General features: G+C 66.8%; 14 protein-coding genes. 8 read left to right on the top strand and 6 right to left on the bottom strand.

Going from position 1 to position 20697, the window contains the following annotated elements:
- Positions 1–13 precede the first annotated feature (13 nt).
- Positions 14–805, top strand: a complete 792-nt coding sequence (locus tag LQV39_RS17235) for an MBL fold metallo-hydrolase (RefSeq protein WP_230027366.1) — start codon at positions 14–16, stop codon at positions 803–805.
- Here LQV39_RS17235 and LQV39_RS17230 read toward each other — a convergent pair.
- Genes LQV39_RS17230 through LQV39_RS17215 form a run of 4 tightly spaced genes read right to left on the bottom strand, consistent with a single transcriptional unit; the run spans position 789 to position 5859 of the window.
- Positions 789–1928, bottom strand: coding sequence for a serine hydrolase (locus LQV39_RS17230; protein ID WP_230027365.1), 1140 nt, complete (start codon positions 1926–1928; stop codon positions 789–791). The two genes, LQV39_RS17235 and LQV39_RS17230, sit on opposite strands and share 17 nt — an antisense overlap.
- 51 nt (positions 1929–1979) lie before the next feature.
- Positions 1980–4304, bottom strand: a complete 2325-nt coding sequence (locus LQV39_RS17225) for a xanthine dehydrogenase family protein molybdopterin-binding subunit (protein WP_230027364.1) — start codon at positions 4302–4304, stop codon at positions 1980–1982.
- On the bottom strand, positions 4301–5335 hold the full coding sequence (locus LQV39_RS17220; protein WP_230027363.1) for a xanthine dehydrogenase family protein subunit M: 1035 nt from the start codon (positions 5333–5335) through the stop codon (positions 4301–4303). Before LQV39_RS17220 ends, LQV39_RS17225 begins: the two co-directional genes overlap by 4 nt.
- The gene (locus tag LQV39_RS17215; RefSeq protein ID WP_230027362.1) at positions 5332–5859 is read right to left on the bottom strand and encodes a (2Fe-2S)-binding protein; all 528 of its coding nucleotides are present in this window, start codon (positions 5857–5859) and stop codon (positions 5332–5334) included. The genes LQV39_RS17220 and LQV39_RS17215 overlap by 4 nt, the downstream gene beginning before the upstream one ends.
- 485 nt (positions 5860–6344) lie before the next feature.
- Between LQV39_RS17215 and LQV39_RS17210 the strand changes: the two genes are divergently transcribed.
- The 3 genes from LQV39_RS17210 (at position 6345) to LQV39_RS17200 (ending at position 10339) form a co-directional block, all read left to right on the top strand.
- Positions 6345–8252: a diguanylate cyclase domain-containing protein gene (locus LQV39_RS17210; protein ID WP_230027361.1), complete on the top strand. Its 1908-nt coding sequence runs from the start codon at positions 6345–6347 to the stop codon at positions 8250–8252.
- 65 nt (positions 8253–8317) lie between these two features.
- Positions 8318–9877, top strand: a complete 1560-nt coding sequence (locus LQV39_RS17205) for a GGDEF domain-containing protein (RefSeq protein WP_230027360.1) — start codon at positions 8318–8320, stop codon at positions 9875–9877.
- 21 nt (positions 9878–9898) lie between these two features.
- Positions 9899–10339, top strand: a complete 441-nt coding sequence (locus tag LQV39_RS17200; RefSeq protein WP_230027359.1) for a MarR family winged helix-turn-helix transcriptional regulator — start codon at positions 9899–9901, stop codon at positions 10337–10339.
- A 57-nt stretch (positions 10340–10396) separates the two neighbouring features.
- On the opposite strand, the gene LQV39_RS17195 is transcribed toward LQV39_RS17200, so the two are convergent.
- Entirely contained in the window at positions 10397–12871 is a 2475-nt protein-coding gene (locus LQV39_RS17195) for a TonB-dependent siderophore receptor (protein ID WP_230027358.1), read from the bottom strand.
- Positions 12872–13125: 254 nt separating this feature from the next.
- On the opposite strand from LQV39_RS17195, the gene LQV39_RS17190 reads away from it, so the two are divergent.
- From LQV39_RS17190 to LQV39_RS17175, 4 genes are all read left to right on the top strand, one after another.
- Entirely contained in the window at positions 13126–14088 is a 963-nt protein-coding gene (locus tag LQV39_RS17190; protein WP_230027476.1) for a LacI family DNA-binding transcriptional regulator, read from the top strand.
- Between the two features lie 36 nt (positions 14089–14124).
- Complete coding sequence (locus tag LQV39_RS17185) at positions 14125–16476, top strand: glycoside hydrolase family 65 protein (protein ID WP_230027357.1); 2352 nt, start codon at positions 14125–14127, stop codon at positions 16474–16476.
- Complete coding sequence (gene pgmB, locus LQV39_RS17180) at positions 16473–17123, top strand: beta-phosphoglucomutase (protein WP_230027356.1); 651 nt, start codon at positions 16473–16475, stop codon at positions 17121–17123. Before LQV39_RS17185 ends, pgmB begins: the two co-directional genes overlap by 4 nt.
- A 66-nt stretch (positions 17124–17189) precedes the next feature.
- Positions 17190–18452 (top strand): sugar MFS transporter, encoded by a 1263-nt coding sequence (locus tag LQV39_RS17175; protein WP_230027355.1) that lies wholly within the window; start codon positions 17190–17192, stop codon positions 18450–18452.
- A gap of 65 nt (positions 18453–18517) precedes the next feature.
- Here the strand turns inward: LQV39_RS17175 and LQV39_RS17170 are convergent, their stop codons facing one another.
- Positions 18518–20635: a bifunctional diguanylate cyclase/phosphodiesterase gene (locus tag LQV39_RS17170; RefSeq protein ID WP_230027354.1), complete on the bottom strand. Its 2118-nt coding sequence runs from the start codon at positions 20633–20635 to the stop codon at positions 18518–18520.
- Positions 20636–20697: the final 62 nt, after the last annotated feature.

The following is a 20697-nucleotide window of genomic DNA, read 5'->3' as shown; positions in this document are numbered from 1 at the left end:
CACAGGAGCCCTCATGCACATCCAGCAGATCCGCAACGCCACCCTCCGCATCGACTACGCCGGCAAACGCTTCCTGGTCGACCCCCTGCTCGCCGAACAGGGCGCGTACCCGGGCTTTCCAGGCACCGCCAACAGCCACCTGGCCAACCCGCTGGTCGGGCTGCCGGTGCCGGTGGTGGAACTGCTGGACGTCGACGCCGTCCTCGTCACCCACCTGCACGCCGACCACTGGGACGAGGCGGCGCGCCGCCTGGTGCCGCGCAGCCTGACGATCCTGGCCCAGAACGAGATTGACGCGACGGCCCTGCGCGCCGACGGTTTCGAGGACGTGCGCCTGTTCGGCGACGCTGCGTCCTTCGACGGCATCACCCTGCACCAGACCGGCGGCCAGCACGGCAGCGACCAGGTGATGGCCGTGATCGGCGACCGCATGGGTATCGTGAGCGGCGTGGTGTTCAGCCACCCCGGCGAGCCGACCCTGTACGTCGCCGGCGACACGGTCTGGAACCAACACGTCGCCGAGGCCCTGGCCAGCTACAAGCCGGACGTCGTCGTCCTGAACTGCGGCGATGCCCAGGTGCCCGGCCTGGGCGCCATCATCATGGACGAACATGACATCGTGAAGGTGGCGCAGGCGGCGCCTCGGGCCACCGTCATCGCCAGCCACCTGGAAGCCGTGAACCACTGCGTGCTGTCGCGCGCCGACCTGCGCGGCTTCCTCGATGCCCAGGGCCTGCGCAGCCGCGTGCTGGTGCCCGAGGATGGCGAGGTGTGCGCCTTCGAGGTACTCAGCGCGGCGGCGTGACGAAGTTGTATTCCCAGGCCCAGGGCATGTCGTTCTCGCCCAGCACGCGCCGCGCCAGCTCGGGGTAGATACGCTCGGCGCGCACGTCGTTGGACAGCATGAGCACGCAGCGGCGTTTCGCATCCAGGCAGATCACCATGTTGGCGGTGGTGTCGTTGTGGCCGCCCTTGAACCAGCCGGCGCCGCCGCTGCGGTCCTGGAAAGTCACGACGCCCAGGCCGGCGGCCAGCCGCTGCGGCCAGCTGGCGCTGCCTTCCTCGAAGGGCGGGAACTGGTGCCGCGATGCGATCGGCAGCCAGCCTTTGCTTAGGGCCGCGCGCGAGGCCGGGCTCAGGCCGTCGCCGCGCACGATGCCGGCCCACAGCCTGGCCTGGTCCTCGATGCTGGTGTCCATCGAGCCGGCCGCGCGGACGTTGCTGCGTTCATCGTGCGGCTCCATCTTGCCGTTTTCGTCGTAGCCGTCGGCCAGGTTGTCCGCGAAATCCGGGCGCCACTGCATGCTGGTGTTGCGCATGCCGAAGCGGTCGAACACGCGGCGCTGCATCTCCGCTTTCGTGTCGAGCCCGAGGCCCTGTTCCAGGATCAGCTGCAGCAGATAGAAGCCTTCGCCGGAATAGGCGTAGCGCGCGCCGGGATCGAAGTGGAAGCGCAGCTTCTTGTCCGGTTCGAGCCAGCGGAAGTTGGCGAAGCCGCTTGAATGGGTCAGCAGGATGCGCGGCGTGATCCGGCGCCAGCGTTCGTCACCGGCCAGGTCCGCGTAGTCGAAGGGCTTTTTGTACTCGGGCAGGGGGCGCGGCAGCAGGCGCTCCAGCGGCGCGTCGAGATCGAGCTTCCTTTCGTCGACCAGCTGCAGCAGCATGTAAGCAAAGGCGGCCTTGGTCAGCGAGGCGCCGTACATGATGGTGTCCTTCTGCAGCGGCAGCTTCTTCCCGGCATTGCGCCAGCCCCAGGTGCGCACGCTTTTTATTTCACCGTCGTCGATGACGGCCAGGGCCAGCCCTTGCAGCTGTTCGCGCTGCATGAGCTGGACGACCTCCTGATCGGAAGGGATGGGGGCCTGCGCGAGCGGCGTCGACGCGCAGGCGGACAGCAGGACAGCGAACAGCGGCAGGAAGCATTTCATCGGCATCTCCGGTTGAACGGCCAGACACCGATGATGCCACAGCCGAAGCGGCTACTCGAACTGCGGCGGTTTCTGCACCGGCACCTCCTGGTCGCCCAGCAGCAGCTTGTCCGGCGACATCGGCGTGCTGCGCAGGCGCTTGCCGGTGGCGTGAAAGATCGCGTTCGCCACCGCCGCCGACACGCCCACCAGGCCGATCTCGCCCACGCCCTTGGCGCCCAGCTGCTTGCTGACCACGCGGTCGTCCTCGTCGGCGAAGATGACCTGGATATCGTGGATGTCGGCGTTCACCGCCACATGGTATTCGGCGTAATTGTGGTTCATGAAGCGGCCCAGCCGGTGGTCGGTGTAGGTCTCTTCGTGGAGCGCCTGGCTGATGCCCCACACCACGCCGCCGACGATCTGGCTCTCGGCCGTCTTGGCGCTGATGATGCGCCCGGCCGCGACCGCGTTCACGACCCGCGTCACGCGCACGATGCCGAGCTTCTCGTTGACCCGCACCTCGCAGAACACGGCCGAGTGCACGGCGCGCGTGTACTTGCGCTGCTTGAGCATCTGCGGCGTGAGCAGGAATTTCTCCTCGACGCTGTCCTTGCCCGCATGCGCCAGCACCTCGGCCAGCTCGACGCCGTTGGCCGGCTGGCCGCGCAGGTGCAGGCGGCCGTCGTTGAATTCCACCTGGCGCAGCTGCAGCTTCTTGAAGATGGAGTCGGGCATGGCCTGGGCCATCTTGAGCAAGGCTTTCTGCAGCTTCTCGCAGGCGCCGGCAACACCCGAGCCGACCGTCGCCACGTGCGAGGAGCCGCCTTCGATAGGCGCCAGCGGCAGGGTCGAGTCGCCCAGCTGGAAAGTCACTTTTTCCAGTGGCATGCCCATGGCTTCCGCCGCGATCATGGACATCACGGTATAGGTGCCGGTGCCGATGTCGGAGGCCGCGCTGGAGACCACCAGGCGGCCGTCCGCATGCAGCACGGCCGACACGCGCGCCACCAGCACCAGCGAATCCCACATGCCGGTCGCCATGCCCCAGCCGACCAGTTCCTCGCCGTCCCGCATGCTGCGCGGCTCGAGCGGCCTGTCTTTCCAGCCGAAGCGCTCGGCGCCTTTCCGGTAGCACTGGCGCAGCTCCTTGGTGGAATAGGGCTTGCCGTCCATCGGGTTGACCTCGGCATAGTTCTTCAAGCGGAAGGCCAGCGGATCCATCTTCAGTGCATGGGCCATCTCGTCCATCGCCACTTCGAGCGCATGCACGCCGTGGGCGGCGCCGGGCGCACGCATGTCGATCGGCGAATAGCGGTCCTGGCCCACCAGCTTGTAGCCGAGCTTGATGTTGTCGCAGGCGTACATCTGGCCGGACCAGTTGACCACCACCTCGACGTAATCCTCCAGGCGCGAGGTCTCGTGCACCGCGTTGTGGACGATGGCCTGCAGCTGGCCGTCCGGGTTCGCCGCCAGCTTGACCTGCTGCCAGGTCTCGGGCCGGTGGCCGAAGCTGAACATCTGCTGGCGCGTCAGCACCACCCGCACCGAGCGTTTCAGCTGCAGGGCCGCCATCACCGCCAGCGGCAACTGGTACTGGGGGCGCAGGCCGGAGCCGAAGGCGCCGCCCACATAGGGATTGCGCACCGTGACCTTGTCCTTGGACAGGCCGAACACGTGCGAGACGTACCAGCGGCAGTTCTGCGAGCTCTGGTTCTTGTCGTAGACGGTCAGGTGGCCGTCCTCGCCATGGACGACGGTGGAGGCGAACATCTCCATCGGATTGTGGTGCTCGACGCCGTGGTAGAACTGGGACTCGATCTTCACCGGCGCGGCCTCGTAAGCCTTGTCGGCATCGCCTTTCGAGCTGGGCGGCGTGAAGCCGGCCTTCAGCGGGCGCGGCGTGTAGGCGCGCTCCAGGCTGGCCAGCAGATTGGTGTCGTGTTCTTCGACCTCGTAGGTCAGGCTGACCAGGGCGGCCGCATGGCGTGCGGCCTCGAAGGTCTCGGCCACCACCAGCGCCACCGGCTGGCCGCTGTAGAAGATGCGGTCGCTATATAAAGGGCGGAAGGGCGAGCCGCCCGGCGCCGTCATGTCCTTGTAGGCCAGGTCGTTGCCGCGCATCTTGACCTTGCGGTTCTCGTGCGTGATCACGGCGATCACGCCCGGTACGGCTTCGGCGGCGCCGGCATCGATGTTCTTGATGCGCCCCCTGGCCACGGTGCCGCTGACCACCACGCCATAGGCCAGGTCCGGCGCCCCATGCTCGGCGGCGTATCTGGCGGCGCCGGTCACCTTGGCGATGCCGTCCACGCGCGACACGTGCATGCCGCTCTTCACGCGGCCCGTGCCTGCCGGGGCGCTCGGGGTGCGCAGTTCTGGAATCAGGTCCGTCATTCTTTCTCTCCCCTGGCGTAGGCGGTGCCGCGCGTGGCGCTCATGAGTGCCTGCACGATGGCGTTCTTCGCCAGCGGCAGCTTGAAGTCGTTCTGGCCCCAGCCGCGCGCGCCCTCCAGGATGCGCTCGGCAGCCTGGGTGAACGCGGCCTCGCCGGCCTGCTTGCCTTCGAGTTCGCGCTCGGCTTCCTCCACTCGCCAGGGCTTGTGGGCGACGCCTCCCAGCGCAATGCGGGCGCCGCGGATGGCGTCGCCGTCGAGGTCCAGCGCGGCCGCCACCGACACCAGCGCAAAGGCGTAGGACAGGCGTTCGCGCACCTTGATGTAGGCGGAGTGGTCGACGAAGCGGGCGGCGTCGGGCAGGGCGATGTGGGTGATCAGCTCGCCCGGCTGCAGGGTGCTGTCGAGTTCCGGGCGATCGCCGGGCAGGCGGTGGAATTCGCCGAAGGGGATCTCGCGCCCGCCGTCCCTGGCGCGCACGTGGACGACGGCGTCCAGCGCGCGCAGGGCCACGCACATGTCGGACGGGTGGGTCGCGATGCAATGCTCGCTGGTGCCGAGAATCGCGTGCTGGCGGTTGATGCCGTGCTTGGCCGGGCAGCCGGTGCCGGGCTCGCGCTTGTTGCAGGGGACACCGACGTCATAGAAATAGACACAGCGGGTTCGCTGCAGCAGGTTGCCGCCGTTGGTCGCCATGTTGCGCAACTGCGGCGAGGCGCCGGCCAGGATCGCGCTGGACAGCAGGGGATAGCGCTCGCGCACCAGCGGGTGGTAGGCGGTATCGGCATTGCGGGCCAGCGCGCCCAGGCGCAGCCCTTTGCCGGATTCTTCGATGCGGTCCAGGCCCGCCGTGGCAATCGCGTTGATGTCGACGAGTTCCAGGGGCGTCATGCCTCCGGAAGGCGTGCCGTACACGCCTTCCTTCATCAGGTCCAGTAAATTGGTGCCGCCGGCGATCGGACGCGCGCCATTCGCGAGCCTTGCCAGGACGCCGTCGATGTCCTTCGGCTGGGTATAGGAGAAGGGATTCATACCAGCACCGACCCGGTCGTAAACGGCTTGCCCTCGTCGAGGGCGGAAGCGTCCAGTTCGAGCACCTGGGCCACCGCGCGCACGATCTGCGGATAGGCGCCGCAGCGGCACACGTTGCCGCTCATGAGTTCGCGCACGTCGGCGATGGTTTTCGCCTGGCCTTCAGCGATCAGGCCGGCGGCCGAGCAGATCTGGCCGGGGGTGCAGTAGCCGCACTGGAAGGCGTCGCAGGCGATGAAGGCCTGTTGCAGCGGATGCAGTTCGTCGCCCCTGGCCAGGCCCTCGACCGTGGTGACTTCATGGCCGTCCTGCATGACGGCCAGGGTCAGGCAGGAATTCACGCGGCGGCCGTCGAGCAGGACCGTGCAGGCGCCGCACTGGCCGTGGTCGCAGCCTTTCTTGGTGCCCGTCAGGCCCGCGCGTTCGCGCAGGAGATCGAGCAGGGTGACCCAGGATTCGACGTCGAATTCCCGGTCCTGCCCGTTCAGGCGCAGGCGGATCGGATGCTGCTGGTGAGGGTCCATGGCCGTCCTTTCGTCGTAAGACGCCCACCATACGGGGCCAGCCCTTCCTGCTCGGTTAGATGACACACATACTGTTTGATTACTTCGACGATGAGCGGTGTTGCCGTTTCGTTTATGTCCTGGTGTCCAGAGTATTGGAGAGAAGGCAATCTTTCATCTGTTCGCGCAGTGATCGTCAAATCGGGCTGTTGTGCCGGTCCAACTCCGCCGCAGGGGCGAGGCTAGCCGGAGGGTGTCGGCAAATTTGCCAAATCATGAAGAAGATTCCCGGCACGCCGCAGCGGGCGCGCGGCAAAACCGCGCGAAAGAATTGCGTTATGTGCAATAATTTCCGTATGGAAATCATAATGGATATACTGCACAGCTCGGTTGAAATCCTCTAGAATCGTTCCCCTCAGGCAAAGCGCCTGTGTTTTCGCGCTTTACCATCCCCCGGCTGGAATCTGCCGGTTGATTTGTTGGCCGCTCGGCGGTAAGGACGATTCATGCTCAGTCAACAGGAACACGCAGAAGAAGAGCGCGTCAGGGCCTTGCGCGCCCTCGGCGTGCTCGACACGCCGCAGGAAGACCGATTCGACCGCTACACCCGGATCGCCGCCGCCGCCTTCGGCGCACCGATCGCCCTGGTGTCGCTGGTCGACGCGCAGCGCCAGTGGTTCAAGTCGCGCGTCGGCCTGGAAGTCAGCGAGACGCCGCGTTCGATGTCCTTCTGCAGCCACGCGGTGGCCCTGGACGATCTGCTGGTCGTGCCCGACACCCACCTGGATGAACGCTTTGCCGGCAATCCGCTGGTGACGGGCGCCCCCTCCATCCGCTTCTATGCGGGCCAGCCGGTGCACAGCGTCGACGGCCAGCCGCTCGGCACCCTCTGCATCATCGACCAGCAGCCCCGCATGTTCGGTGACGCCGAAAAACGCATGCTGCGCGACCTCGCGCAGATGGTGCAGGACGAATTGAACCGCGGCGTGCTGGTGGCCGCGCGCGATGCGGCCCAGATGGCGCTGCGCGAGCTGAACGTACAGCTGGAACGCCGCGTCGAAGACCGCACCCGCGAACTGCATGCCAAGAACGCGCAGCTCGAACAGGAGGCGCAGCAGCGCCTGCAGGTCCAGCAGGTGCTGGAGCAGAAGCAGGCCTTGCTCGACGCCGTGCTGGAATCGGTGGACGTCGGCGTGGTTGCCTGCGGCGCCGACGGCGCCCTGAGTCTGTTCAACCGCGCGGCGCGCGACCTGCACGGCATGGACGCCGATGCCCTGGCGCCGGTGCAATGGGCGGGCCACTACCGCCTGTTCGAGGACGACGGCCTGACCCCGCTGGAAGAAGCCCGCATTCCGCTGGCGCGCGCCCTGCGCGGCGAGAACGTCAGGGATGCGACCATGGTGGTCAAGCACCCGCAAGGCCGCGTCCACCGCGTGCTGGCCAGCGGCCGCGCCCTGAAGGGAGCGGAAGGCGAGGCGCTGGGCGCCGTGGTGGCGATGAAGGATGTGACCGAGCTGGCCGCGGCGCGCGTGCGCGCGGCCGAGAACGAGGAGCGCCTGCGCACCATTGCGGATAACGTGCCGGCCCTGATCGCCTACATCGACACCGGCATGCGCTATGCCTTCGCCAACCAGCGTTACCAGGAATGGTTCGGGGTGAAGAGCGCCGACATGCTCGGCAAGACCGTGCCGGAAGCCATGGGCGAGGCTTTCTTCGCGCCGCGCCGCGCGGCCCTCGAACGCTGCCTGGACGGCCATGCCTCGGCCCTGGAGATCGAGGAAGAGCGCCGCGGGCGCCGCCGCGTGCTCAGCACGACCTACCTGCCGCACGTGCGCGACGGCCTGGTGCATGGCATCTACGTGCTGTCCACCGACGCCACCTCGGCGCGCGAGTACGAGCGCCAGCTGCACGCGCTGGCGCACTCCGACCACCTGACCGGCCTGCCGAACCGCCGCAGCTACGAAGAGCGCCTGGCGCAGGCGATCGCGCGCGCGCGCCGCAGCGCGATGGCGATGGCGCTGGTCTATCTGGACGTCGACCACTTCAAGCAGATCAACGACACGCTGGGCCACGCCAGCGGCGACGCCGTGCTGCGCGAATTCGCCAAACGCCTGTCGGCCAGCGTGCGCGCCACCGACACCGTGGCGCGCCTGGCCGGCGACGAATTCGTGATCGTGCTGGAGCAGGTCGGCTCCGCGCGCGAATGCGGACGCATCGCCGACAAGCTGCTGGAGGCGATGCGCGCCGACTTCCTGGTCGACGGCCAGCCGCGCCAGGTCTCGGCCAGCATCGGCATCGCCTGGTCCGCGCATCCGGAGCATGGGGCGCTGGCGCACACCGCCGACGAAGCCCTGTACCAGTCCAAGCGGGCAGGGCGCAATACGGCCTCGGTGCTGGTGGCCGGCGGACACTGAGGGGCGCTGGACTTATCGGGACAGGGCGTCTATCCTCCCCGATATCCCAGCCAGCCTCCTTGCCGATGCCGCCGAGTTCCGCGCCCCACCTCGATCACCTGGACCAGATACGCCGCCCGCTGGTGGGCCGCTCGATCGCCCTGCTGGCGGCGTTTTGCCTGCTGCTGGCCGGCGTGTACGCCTGGAGCCTGTGGTCGGCGCGCCAGGGCCAGCTGGAGCAGACCGCGGCCAGCACCTCGAACATGGCGCGCGCGCTGGCGGCCCAGGCCGAGACCTCGTTCAAGATCGCCGACGCGATCCTCGCCGAGACCGTGGAGCGGGTCGAGCATGACGGCATCGAAGGCGCGGCCGGCGACCGCCTGCACGAGCGCTTCCTGCACATCGCGGCCCATTCGGCCGAAGTGCACGGCCTGTTCGTGTACGGCGCGGACGGCAGCTGGCGCGTGACTGCGCTGGCCAACGCCGTCAACGCCAACAATTCGGACCGCGACTACTTCCGCTATCACCAGACCCATACCGACCGCCGCACCCACGTCGGCCGGCCGGTGCGCAGCCGTTCGAGCGGCGTGATGGTGATCCCGGTATCGCGCCGCATCGACCGCGCCGACGGCAGCTTCGGCGGGGTCGCGCTGGTGACCCTGGACCTGGGCTACTTCGGCCGCTTCTACGACCGCTTCGACGTCGGCCGCCAGGGCACCATCGTGCTGGCGCTGGACGACGGCACCCTGATGTACCGGCGCCCGTTCAACGAGAACCTGGTCGGCAAGGACATGAGCAAGGGGCAGGTGTTCCAGATGCTGCGCAGCGCAGGGCCGGTCGGCACCGCGATGCTGACCTCGGCCGTCGACGGCATCGAGCGCCTGTACAGCTACCGCCACCTGGAAGGCTATCCGCTGATCGTGGCCAGCGCGCAGTCGAAGGAAGAAATCCTCGGCCACTGGTGGAGCACGGTGCTCAAGATGAGCGGCGTGGTGGCCTTTGCGCTTGCCGTGCTGGTCTGGGGCGGGGTGCGCATGATCCGCCAGATCCGCATCCGCGAGCAGCTCGAGGACGAATTGCGCCGCGCCGGCGCCACCCTCGAGCAGCAAAACGCCGCGCTCAAGACCCTGGCCGACAGCGACGGCCTGACCGGACTGGCCAACCGGCGCCTGTTCGAAGACGCCCTGGCCGGCGAACTGGCGCGGGCGCGCCGCAGCGGCAGCCAGTTCGGGTTGATCCTGTGCGACGTCGATTTCTTCAAGAAGTACAACGACCGCTACGGCCACGTGGCCGGCGACGATTGCCTGCGCCACGTGGCCGCCGCCATCGCAGGCGGCGCGCGCCGTCCCGGCGACCTGGCGGCGCGCTACGGCGGCGAGGAATTCGCGGTGATCCTGCCGGACACCAGTCTGGAAGGCGCCATGGCCGTGGCCGACGCCATCCGCGCCTGGGTCGCCGCGCTGGCCATCGAACATGCGGATAACCCGGTTGGGACGGTGAGCCTGAGCCTGGGCGTGGTAGCAGGCAAGGTCGGCCCGGAGCCGGACAGCGCCTGGGTCGAAGCCGCCGATAGCCTGCTGTACGACGCCAAGTCCGGCGGCCGCAACCGCGTGGCCGCCTGTTCCGCATCGCTTGCAATCGGATAGCGCGCGATCTAACATCGCTGCATGGAATCGAACGAACCGAACCCGACCCCCTTGCTGGACGACCAGCTGTGCTTCGCGCTGTACTCGACAGGGCTGGCGATGAACAAGCTGTACCGCAAGCTGCTGCGCAAGCTGGACCTGACCTATCCGCAGTACCTGGTGATGCTGGTGCTGTGGGAGCGCGAGGGCGTGACCGTGTCCGATATCGGCGCCCGCCTGTTCCTCGATTCCGCGACCCTGACCCCCCTGCTCAAGCGTCTCGAAAGCGCCGGCCTGGTGGCCCGGGCCCGTTCCACGCAGGACGAGCGCCAGGTGGTGGTCAGCCTGACCGAGGCCGGGCGCGCGCTGCGCAAGGAGGCCGCGGCGGTCCAGGAAGGGGTAATGTGCGCGGCCGCCTGCGCGCCGGGCGACCTGCTTGCCCTCAAGGGCCTGCTCGAGACATTGCGTGGGAAGCTGGCATAAAAAAGGCGGACCCGCAGGTCCGCCAAGAGGTGACAACGCAGTGAAACGGTAAAGCGCTCAGAAGCGGTAGTTCAGCGAGGCTTCCCAGGTGCGGCCAAAGATCGGGCGCGCGTTGATCGGCCCGGTGCTGGCGCCGACCAGGCGAGAATTTCCCTCGGTCAGGCCGAGCGCGTTGTTGACGTTGGTGCCGCTCAGGCGCAGTTCCAGCTTGTCGGACAGCTCCGCCAGTACGCCCAGGTCCAGCATGTTATAGGCCGGCAGGTACTGGGTGTTGGCCTGGTCCGCCCAACGGCTGCCGATGTGCGAGTAGGTGCCGTACAGCTTGAACGCCATGTCGCCCACCGGGATCCGGTAGCTCGGCGAGAAGCGGTACTGGAACTTCGGCTGGCGCTGCACCGCATTGCCGTTGATGGCCGGGTTGTCCTTGTATTCCGAATCCTGCCAGTCGCCGGTCAGCTGCAGCTGCAGGCCGGCCAGCGGGCGCACCGCCAGTTCGAATTCCACGCCCTTGCCCTTCGAGCCGCTGACCGAGTACAGCACATCGGTGGTCGTGATCTGCTGGAAGGAGATGCCGGTGAAGTCGGTGAAGAAGGCGTTCACGTAGGCGCTGTACAGCGGCGTCGCGGTCTTGAAGCCGACTTCGTACTGGGTCACTTTCGGGTTCGGCACGCGGTTGCGGTCGTTGACCACGTCCTGGGTGCCGGCGTTGCGCAGGTCGTCGAAGTAGACGAAGGTGTGGCCCTGGTTGGCGCGCACGAACACGCTCGCATTACGGGTCAGCTTGTACAGGCCGCCCACCGTGAACGAGTTGGCCGAATCCGAGCGCGACAGGCCGGTATAGCTGCCGTTCGGCTGCGAGGTGCCGTTGTTGTACACGGTCAGCGGATTGTTGTCGGTGTCGCCGGAGGCCAGGTTCGAGATCGAGCCCGAGATGCGCTGGCGTTCGTGGCGCATGCCGGCATCGACCTTGATGCGGTCGTTGATGCGCCACTCGTCGGCCACGAAGACGGCCGTATTGTCGCCGCTGTAGGACGCGATCGGCGCGTAGAACACATTGCCGTCGGTGCCGTTGTTGGACACCACCACGCCGTTGTTCAGCTTCACGTTGATCAGGCTGGCGTTCGGGGTCGCCGTCATCAGGTGGCTGTTGCCGAGGTACCAGACGTCGTGCGAGGAGTAGTTGGCGACGTAGGCGCCGACGGTCAGGGTGTTGTTGTAGCCGATGTCCTTCGACACGCGGAACTCGTCGGTGAAGGAGCGCAGCTTCTTCTCGACCGCCCACAGGCCGGCCTGTACCACCTGCTGGCCGGGAGCGACTGCCGCGCCGCCGGTCGTATAGGTGATCGCGCCGCCGGTTGCGGCCACGCCGCCGGCCGCCGCCAGGGTCGCCGCGTTGCCGTTGTTCGACGCGATGGCCTGGGCCAGGTAGTCGGCCGCCGTCAGCGGATTATTACCGGTGAACATGGCGACCGTATTCAGGTCGCCGCTGAAGTAGTTCAGCTTGTTCGACACGTCCCAGCCGTTCAGCTTTTGCTGGAAATCGGCGCCGATCAGGTTCGAGTTCAGGCCGCGGCCGTTGCCCAGGTCGTAATTCAGGGTCTTGCCGGGACCGGCTTCGACCGTGAAGTTGCGCATCTCGTTGCTCATCAGGGTGCCGGTCAGCGGATCGAAGCCCGGGAAGGACGAGATCGTGTGGCCGTTGTTCGACGAGATCAGCGGCACGCCCGTGTAAAAGGCGTTCTTGTCGGAGGTCGAGCGGGCGTACACCGTCAGCTCGCCCTGATCCAGCTTGCGGGTCAGGGAAGCCGACAGCTGGCCGCCGTCGTCGGCCGGGAAGCCGGCGTCGCGCACACCATTGGTGGTGCGGTAGAAGCCGCCGATCATGCCGTACCAGCCGTCGGCGATCTTGCCGCTGTAGACGCCGTCGACGCGGCGCAGATTGCCGGTGCCGGTGGTGAAGCGCAGGTTGCCTTCCGCGGTGTCGCCGCCTTTCTTCATGATGAAGTTCATGGTGGCGCCGGGCTGGCCAACCGAGTAGATGGTACTCGGGCCGCCGCGCAGCACTTCGACGCGCTCGATCGTATCGTCCAGGCGGAACGCCGACGAGCCCTCGAAGAAGGACAGCACCGGCACCGGATAGACCGGGTCGCCATTCATCTGCACCGACACGAAGGGCGAATCGCTGCCCGAGGGGAAGCCGCGCACCTCGATGTTGGCGCCCGACTGGCCGCCGGTGGACTCGGCATACACGCCCGGCACGATCTTCAGCACGTCCGCGGTGCTGCTCGGCGACGCCATCTTGAGCTGTTCCTCGGTGGCGGCGGTGATGGAGAAGCTGGTGTCGATCTTGCGGGTGCCGCGTGCGGAGGCCGTGCCGGTCACGACGACCTGCTGGATTTCTTTCTGCGTGCTGTCCTGGGCAGGCAGGGGAGAGGATTCCTGGGCCATGGCCTGCGACTGTGCAACCAGGGCAAGCACGGCGAGGGCGACCGCGGACAATTGCGGGGCCGGGAACGGGACTGGGTTTTTCATGTTGTTGAGCTCTCTTTTTGGGATGGGGATCCGGCTGCTGACGGGGCGTCTCCTCCCCGTTTGTTTGCATTGAAACAAAGAATGTTATCGATGTCAACGAAATTGTTATCGATGTCATTCTTTGTCGACAAAGCAAAGAAATCTGTCATAATGCGTCCCGGCTCAGGCATTCTTCGATCACTCACGTTCTCATGGCGCAAGCGAAAAAAACAGCGGTCACGGCACCGCGTCCTGCAAGCGACTCCGCGGTCACGATGGAGGATGTGGCGCGTGTCGCCGGCGTCTCCACGATCACCGTGTCCCGTGCGCTGCGCGACAGTCCGCTGGTGACCGAGCAGACGCGCGAGAAGATCCGCCGGATCGCCGCCGAGCAGGGCTACCGCTTCAACATCAGCGCGCGCAACCTGCGCATGCGCCGCTCGTATTCGGTGGCGGTGGTGGTCGAGATGACGCCGGTGAAAGGCCGGCCCATGTCCGATCCTTATCCGCTGGAGCTCCTGGGCGGCATCACCCAGGAACTGACGACCGCCGGCTACAGCGTGGTGCTGACCTCGCGCCAGTTGCTGGACACCGCGCCGGTACAGGGCGCCGACGGCCTGATCCTGCTGGGCCAGGGCTCGCATGGCGAGGCGGTGCGCGCGCTGCAGCAGACCAGCATGCCCCTGGTCGTGTGGGGCGCGCCGGAACCGGAGTCCAGCTATGTGGTCGTCGGCAGCGACAACCGCAAGGGTGGGGCCAGCGTGGCCGAACGCTTCCTGGAGCAGGGCCGGCGCAAGCTGATCTTCGTGGGCGACGTCGACCACGCCGAGGTGCAGGAACGCTGCGCCGGCTTCATCGACGCCCTGTCCGGCCGCGCCACCGTGCACATCCTGCGCCCCAAGGCTTTCACCTTCGAGGCCGGCTTCGACTGTGTGAATGCGCTGCTGAAGAAGAAGGCCGGCCACAACTGCGACGGCCTGTTTGCCGCCAGCGATCTGCTGGCCATGGGCGCGATCCGCGCCCTGACCGAAGCCGGACTACGGGTGCCGGACGATATTTCCGTCATCGGCTACGACGATACGCCGGGTGCGGCCAGCTTCGTGCCGCCGCTTACGAGCGTCCACCAATACCTGCGCGACGGCGGCGTGCTGCTCGCGAAAAAAATGCTGGCCATGATCGAAGGCCAGCCTGCCCAGTCCGAAATGCTGCCCACGACGCTGATCGTGCGGCATACCTGAATCAATCCAATCGACGCAAAGCCAGAGCAAACCAGCATGCCTACAAATGATATCGATAACATTGGAGCCGGGCCCGGCATCGAAGCCGAGCCCTGGTGCATCCGCGAGCGCAGCCTCGATCCCGATGCGCGCTTCCTGCGCGAGACCCTGTTCACGCTGGGGAACGGCTACATCGGCATGCGCGGCACGCCCGAGGAAGGCAGCGCCGCGCCCAAGGGACAGACACTGGAAGGCACTTACCTGAACGGCTTCTACGACTCCGAGCCGATCGTCTATCCCGAGAACGCCTACGGCCTGGCGCGCACCAACGAGTTCATGCTGAATGTGCCGAACGCCAAGCGGGTGGGCGTCGAAGCCGATGGCGAAGTCTTCGGGCTGGAGCGCGGCAGGGTGCTGGCCTGGGAGCGTGTGCTGGATTTCCGCACCGGCCTGCTGACCCGCAGCGTCGACTGGGAGTCAAGCAGCGGCAAGCAGCTGCGCATCGTCAGCCGGCGCCTGGTGTGCTTCGCGCGCAAGCATGTCGCCGCCGTCGAATACGCGGTCACGCCCCTGAATTTTTCGGGCCGTCTGCGCCTGCTTGCCGACATCGACAGCCAGGTCAGCAACCTCCAGGCCGGCGACGATCCGCGCGTGGGCTCGGCCATCACCGGCCCCAGCCTGCAGCCGGCAGGGAGGGACAGTTGGGTGCGCGGCGCGCAGCATGGCGTGCTGGTCCTGCAGCGCACCCGCCACAGCGGCTTCCTGCTGGCCAGCGCCACCGAGTCCTGCGTAAGCGCTACCGCGCAGGTGGAGGCGCTGGAGCAGGGCCACGCGTTCGAGATCGACGCCGCCCAGGGACAAACCGTGGTGCTGCACAAGTTCATCGCCTACGCGACCTCGCGCGACATGGCGGAAGATGCGGTCGGCCCGCACGCACGCGCCGCGCTGGCGGGCGCCGCGCAAGCCGGCTTCGAGGCGCTCGCCGCCGAGCAGGCCGCCTGGCTGGCCGAATTCTGGGACCAGGCCGACGTCGGCATCGACGGCGACGACGCCCTCCAGCAGGGCGTGCGCTTCAACCAGTTCCACCTGCTGCAATCGGTGGGCCGCGACGGCCGCACCAACATCGCCGCCAAGGGCGTGACGGGCGAGGGCTACGAGGGGCATTATTTCTGGGACACCGAGATCTATGTGTTCCCCTTCCTGTTGTTCGCGAAGCCCGAGATCGCGCGCGCGCTGCTGCAGTACCGCTACACGATCCTGCCCAAGGCGCGCGTGCGGGCGCGCCAGATGGGGCATGAGCGCGGCGCACTCTACCCATGGCGCACCATCGCCGGCGAAGAATGCTCGGCCTACTTCCCGGCCGGCAGCGCGCAGTATCACATCAACGCCGACATCGCCTACTCGATCCGCCTTTACCTGCTCGCCACAGGCGACTTCGACTTTCTGGCCGAGCAGGGCGCCGAGATCGTGCTCGATACGGCGCGCATCTGGACGGGCATCGGCAGCTACGACCGCCAGCAGCGCTTCTGCATCAATGCGGTGACCGGACCGGACGAGTACACGGCCATCGTCAACAACAATTACTACACCAATGCGATGGCGCGCATGCACATGACCTTCGCGGCCGATGTGGCCGAGCGCCTGCGCGCCGAGCGCCCGCAGGACTATGCGCGCGTGGCCCAGGCGATCGGACTGGAGGAGGGCGAGATCGCGGCCTGGCGCGCGGCCAGCGGCGCGATGCGGCTGCCCTACGACGAAACGCTCGGCATCCACGAGCAGGACGACAGCTTCCTGTCGAAAAAGCCCTGGGACTTCGCCGCCACGCCCAAGGAAAACTATCCGCTGCTGCTGCACTACCACCCGCTGGTGATCTACCGCCACCAGGTCTGCAAGCAGGCCGACGTGGTGCTGGCCCTGCTGCTGCTGTCCGACGAGTTCACGCTCGAGGACAAGCGCCGCGACTTCGACTTCTACGAGCGGGTGACCACCCACGATTCCTCGCTCTCGTCCTGCATCTTCAGCATGGTGGCGAGCGAGGTCGGCTACCGCGACAAAGCCTACGCCTACTTCATGGAAACGGCGCGCCTGGACCTCGACAACACCCACGGCAACACCGAATACGGCGTGCATACGGCCGCCATGGCCGGCACCTGGCTGGGCGTCGCCTACGGCTTCGCCGGCATGCGCATCGACGGCGCCGGCCTGCGTTTCGCGCCGGTGCTGCCGGAACAGTGGCAAGGCTACCGCTTCAAGGTGCACGTGCACGGCGCGCTGCTGGGCGTCGAGGTCGGCGCCGGCGGCGCCAGCTACCGCCTGCTGCAGGGCGACCGGCTGCACTTTTCGCATTGCGGCCGCGCGGTCGCGCTCACCCCGCAGCAACCCGAGCTTCGCATGGAGGACAAGGCATGAACCAGCACCGATACAAGGCAGTGATCTTCGACCTGGACGGCGTCATCACCGACACCGCGCGCTTCCACTACCTGGCCTGGAAGCGCCTGGCCGACGAGGTCGGCGCGCCCTTCGACGAAGCCTTCAACGAACACTTGAAGGGCGTCGACCGCATGGGATCGCTGGCACTGATCCTGGCGCGCGCCCCGCGCACGTTCACGGACCAGGAAAAGCTGCTGCTGGCCGATGCGAAGAACCGCCATTACCAGGAACTGGTGGCGACGATGACGCCGGAAGACCTGCTGCCAGGCGCCCTGCGCGCCCTGGAAGAGGCAAGGGCCGCCGGACTGAAGATCGGCCTGGCCTCGGTCAGCAAGAACGCTTTTACTGTACTGGACCGTCTCGGCATCCGTGGCCGCTTCGACGACGTGGTCGATGCCGCGACCATCGCCAACAGCAAGCCGCATCCGGAAATCTTCCTGACCGCGGCAAGCCACCTCGGGGTGGCGCCGGCCGACTGCCTGGGCGTGGAGGATGCGGCCGCCGGCGTGGCCTCGATCAAGGATGCGGGGATGACGGCGGTCGGCGTCGGCGATGCGCAGGTGCTGGCGCGCGCCGACTACAACATCCCGGCGATGGACAGGTTCAGGCTGGCCGACTATCTGTAAGACCATCACTATAAAAACCTGGGTACCCGCCTGCGCGGGTACGACGACGACTTGATGGAGACACCCATGAACAACCGCCGCATCCTGCTGGCACTCTTCCTGATCTACTTCGTGTTCGCCATCCTGCTCAACAGCGTGGGGACGGTGATCCTGCAGGTCATCAACAGCTATGGCGTGGACAAGACCTCGGCCAGCGTGCTCGAAGGCTTCAAGGACCTGCCGATTGCCGCGGTGTCCTTTCTGGTCGCAGCGAGCCTGCCGCGCTTCGGCTACAAGAAGGCGATGCTGGCGGCGCTCGCCATCGTCGCCTGCGCCACCCTGGCGATGCCGATGTTGCCGGGTTTCGCCACCGCCAAGCTGCTGTTCCTGTGCGTGGGCGTGGCCTTTGCGCTGGTGAAGGTGTCGGTGTACTCGTCGATCGGGCTGGTGGCACAGGACCCGAAGCAGCACGCAGGCATCACCAATATGCTGGAAGGCTTCTTCATGGTCGGGGTGCTGAGCGCCTACTGGATCTTCGGCTTCTTCATCGACTCCAGCAATCCCGCTTCGCTCGGCTGGCTGAACGTCTACTGGCTGCTGTCCGGGCTGTGCGCGGCGACCTTCCTGCTGGTGCTGTTCACCCGCTTCGACGAGCACGCCGCCGCCCCGCCGCACAGCCGCGGCCCCGCCTCCGACTTCGTGGAGATGCTGCGCCTGTTCATGCGGCCGCTGGTGTGCGTGTTCGTGCTCACCGCCTTCCTGTACGTGCTGGTCGAGCAGAGCGTCGGCACCTGGCTGCCGACCTTCAACAACGAAATCCTGAAGCTGCCGGCGGCGATGAGTGTGCAGGTCACCAGCATCTACGCGGCCTGCCTGGCGCTGGGCCGCCTGTCGGCCGGCGTGGTGATGCGCCGCCTGAACTGGTTCCCGGTGCTGGCCGGCTGCATGCTCGCGATGGGCGCGACGGTGCTGCTGGCGCTGCCGCTGGCGCGCGGCATCGCCCACGATCCGAACGTCGGCTGGTCGACTGCGCCGGCTGCGGCTTTCCTGTTCCCGATGATCGGGCTGTTCATGGCGCCGATCTACCCCGGCATCAATTCGGTGATGCTGTCTTCGCTGCCGCGCCACCAGCACGCGCCGATGACAGGCCTGCTGGTGATCTTCTCGGCGCTTGGCGGCACCACCGGATCCCTGATCACGGGCTATGTGTTCGGCCGCTACAACGGCCATTTCGCGTTCTACCTGACCCTGGTGCCGATCATGCTGATGCTGGTGAGCCTGTGGTTCTTCAAGCGCCAGGTGGAATTTAAAAGTGTCATTCCCGCGAACGCGGGAATCCATGCTGAATAACAGGATTCGCCTACTTCGGCGGCTCAGTATGGATTCCCACCTTCGCGGGAATGACGATTTTAAGGCTAACTATTCGCCGGGCCGGCCTGGTCGCAGCCCGGATCCGCCTGCTGCGGCGCCGCACTCTGCGCCATCAGCAGGGTCTGGAATTCGCTGGCCGGCATCGGCTTGCCGATCAGGTAGCCCTGCAGCACGTCGCATTCGGTCGAACGGATCGCGCTGGCCTGCGCCTCGGTCTCGATCCCTTCGCAGATCACCGCCAGCTTGAGCGACTTGGCGAAGGCGATCACGCCGTTGACGATGTCCAGGCAGCGCCGGTCTTCCTCGATCTCCTGCACGAAGGAGCGGTCGATCTTGATCGTCGTGATCGGGAACTGGCGCAGGTAGGAGAGGTTCGAGTAGCCGGTGCCGAAGTCGTCGAGGGCGATCCGGAAGCCTTCTTCCTGCAGGGAGCGCAGCACGGCGGCGGCCTTGACGATGTCCTGGGTCAGCATGCTCTCCGTGACTTCCAGCTTGATGCAGCCGGTGTCCAGTCCGTAGTGCGCCACCAGGTTCTTCAGCAGCGGCGGCAGGTTCTCGTCGGTCAGCTGGCGCGCCGAGACGTTCACGGCCATCTGCAGCTGGAAGCCGAGCTGCTCCCACTCGCGCGCCTGGCGGCAGGCTTCCTCGCAGACCCAGGCGCCGACCGCGGTGATGGCCGGCGAATCCTCGAGCATGGACAGGAAGGCGCCGGGCGCAATCACACCCAGGCGCGGGTGGTTCCAGCGCAGCAGGGCCTCGGCGCCGACCACGGCGCCGTTGGCGGCGCTGATCTGCGGCTGGTAGAACAGCACGAACTGGCGCCGCTCCAGCGCGGAAAACACTTCCTGGCGCAGCTGCAGGCGCTCCTTGATCATCTGCGCCGACTTGGGCGAGAACACGCTGAAGGTGTGGCGGCCGTTGTCCTTGGCTGCGTACATGGCCGCGTCGGCGTTGTTCAGCAGTTCGTCGGCCGTGTGCTCGCGGGCTTTTCCGAGGGCGATGCCGATGCTGGCGCCGACCGTGACCTTCAGGTCCTCGACCGCGATCGGCTCGGCCATGCGCTGCAGCACGCTGGCCGCCAGCGCTTTTGCTTTCTCGACGCTGGCGTTGGCTTGCACGATCACGAATTCGTCGCCGCTGATGCGCGACACCGTGGTCTCGCCGTCCCCGAAAGCCGCCAGGCGGCGCCCGATCTCCCGCAGGGCAATGTCGCCGGCGCGGTGGCCGTGGGCGTCGTTGACTTCCTTGAAGTGGTCGAGGTCGATGAACAGCACGCCGACCATGCTGTCCGCGGCCAGGCACTCGTCGAGCGCGCGCAGGCAGCTGAAGCGGTTGTGCAGGCCGGTCATGCTGTCGTGGGTCGCCATGTGGACCAGGCGCGCCTCCGCTTCCTTGCGCTCGGAGATGTCGGCGAAGAAGACCGTCAGCCCATCGTGCGACGGATAGGCGCGTGCCTCGAGCCAAAGGCCCAGCGGTTCGTAGAAGGTTTCGCAGCTGGCGTATTCCTGGCACTCGATCGCGTGACGATAGGTTTCGTAAAAGGGACCGCCCACCGCGTCGGGAAACGCATCCCAGATCACCTTGCCCAGCAGCTCTCCGGCGGGACGCCTGAGCCAGTGGGCACCCTTGCTGTTGACGTAGGTGAAGCGCCACTCGCGGTCGAGTGAGAAGAAGCCGTCCGAGATGCTCTCGAGGACTGTACTGAGGTGCTCGCGCGTGCTCGTTACCTGGGCCTGGGCGCGGACCGCAGCGCTGACGTCTTCGAGGAAGGCGGCGAAGTTGACGGCACAGCCCTTGCTGTCCTTGATCGGGAACACGTGCATCCGGCTCCAGAACAGGCTCCCGTCCTTGCGGTAGTTGCGCAACGTGCAGGTGTGATTGCGGCCGGCCGCGATGGCCTCGCGCAGGCCGGCGAGCTCCGGCTGGCTGCGGTCGCCGTTCTGCAGGAAGCGGCAGTTACGGCCGATCACCTCGGCCAGCGCGTAGCCGGACACCTGCTCGAAGGCCGGATTGACCCAGGCGATCGGGTTATCGTCCTGCAGGGCGTCGGTGATGACGATGGCCGTGCTGCTCGCACGAATCAATCCCTTGAAGAATGACGCGGGCTTGTCCTCGAGGTTGACGAGGGGGAGCTGGTTGTATTCCCACGAAAAAGTCGACATGTTCCCTGCCTTGAGACTGGACGCTGGACAGCCCCAGTGTAATCGCCGCAGTCAATATGCGT

The sequence above is a fragment of the Massilia sp. Bi118 genome (assembly GCF_918697865.1).
GTDB lineage: Bacteria > Pseudomonadota > Gammaproteobacteria > Burkholderiales > Burkholderiaceae_D > Telluria.
The sequence above is the reverse complement of the archived record's forward strand: the minus strand, read 5'-3'. Positions and strand labels throughout refer to the sequence as shown.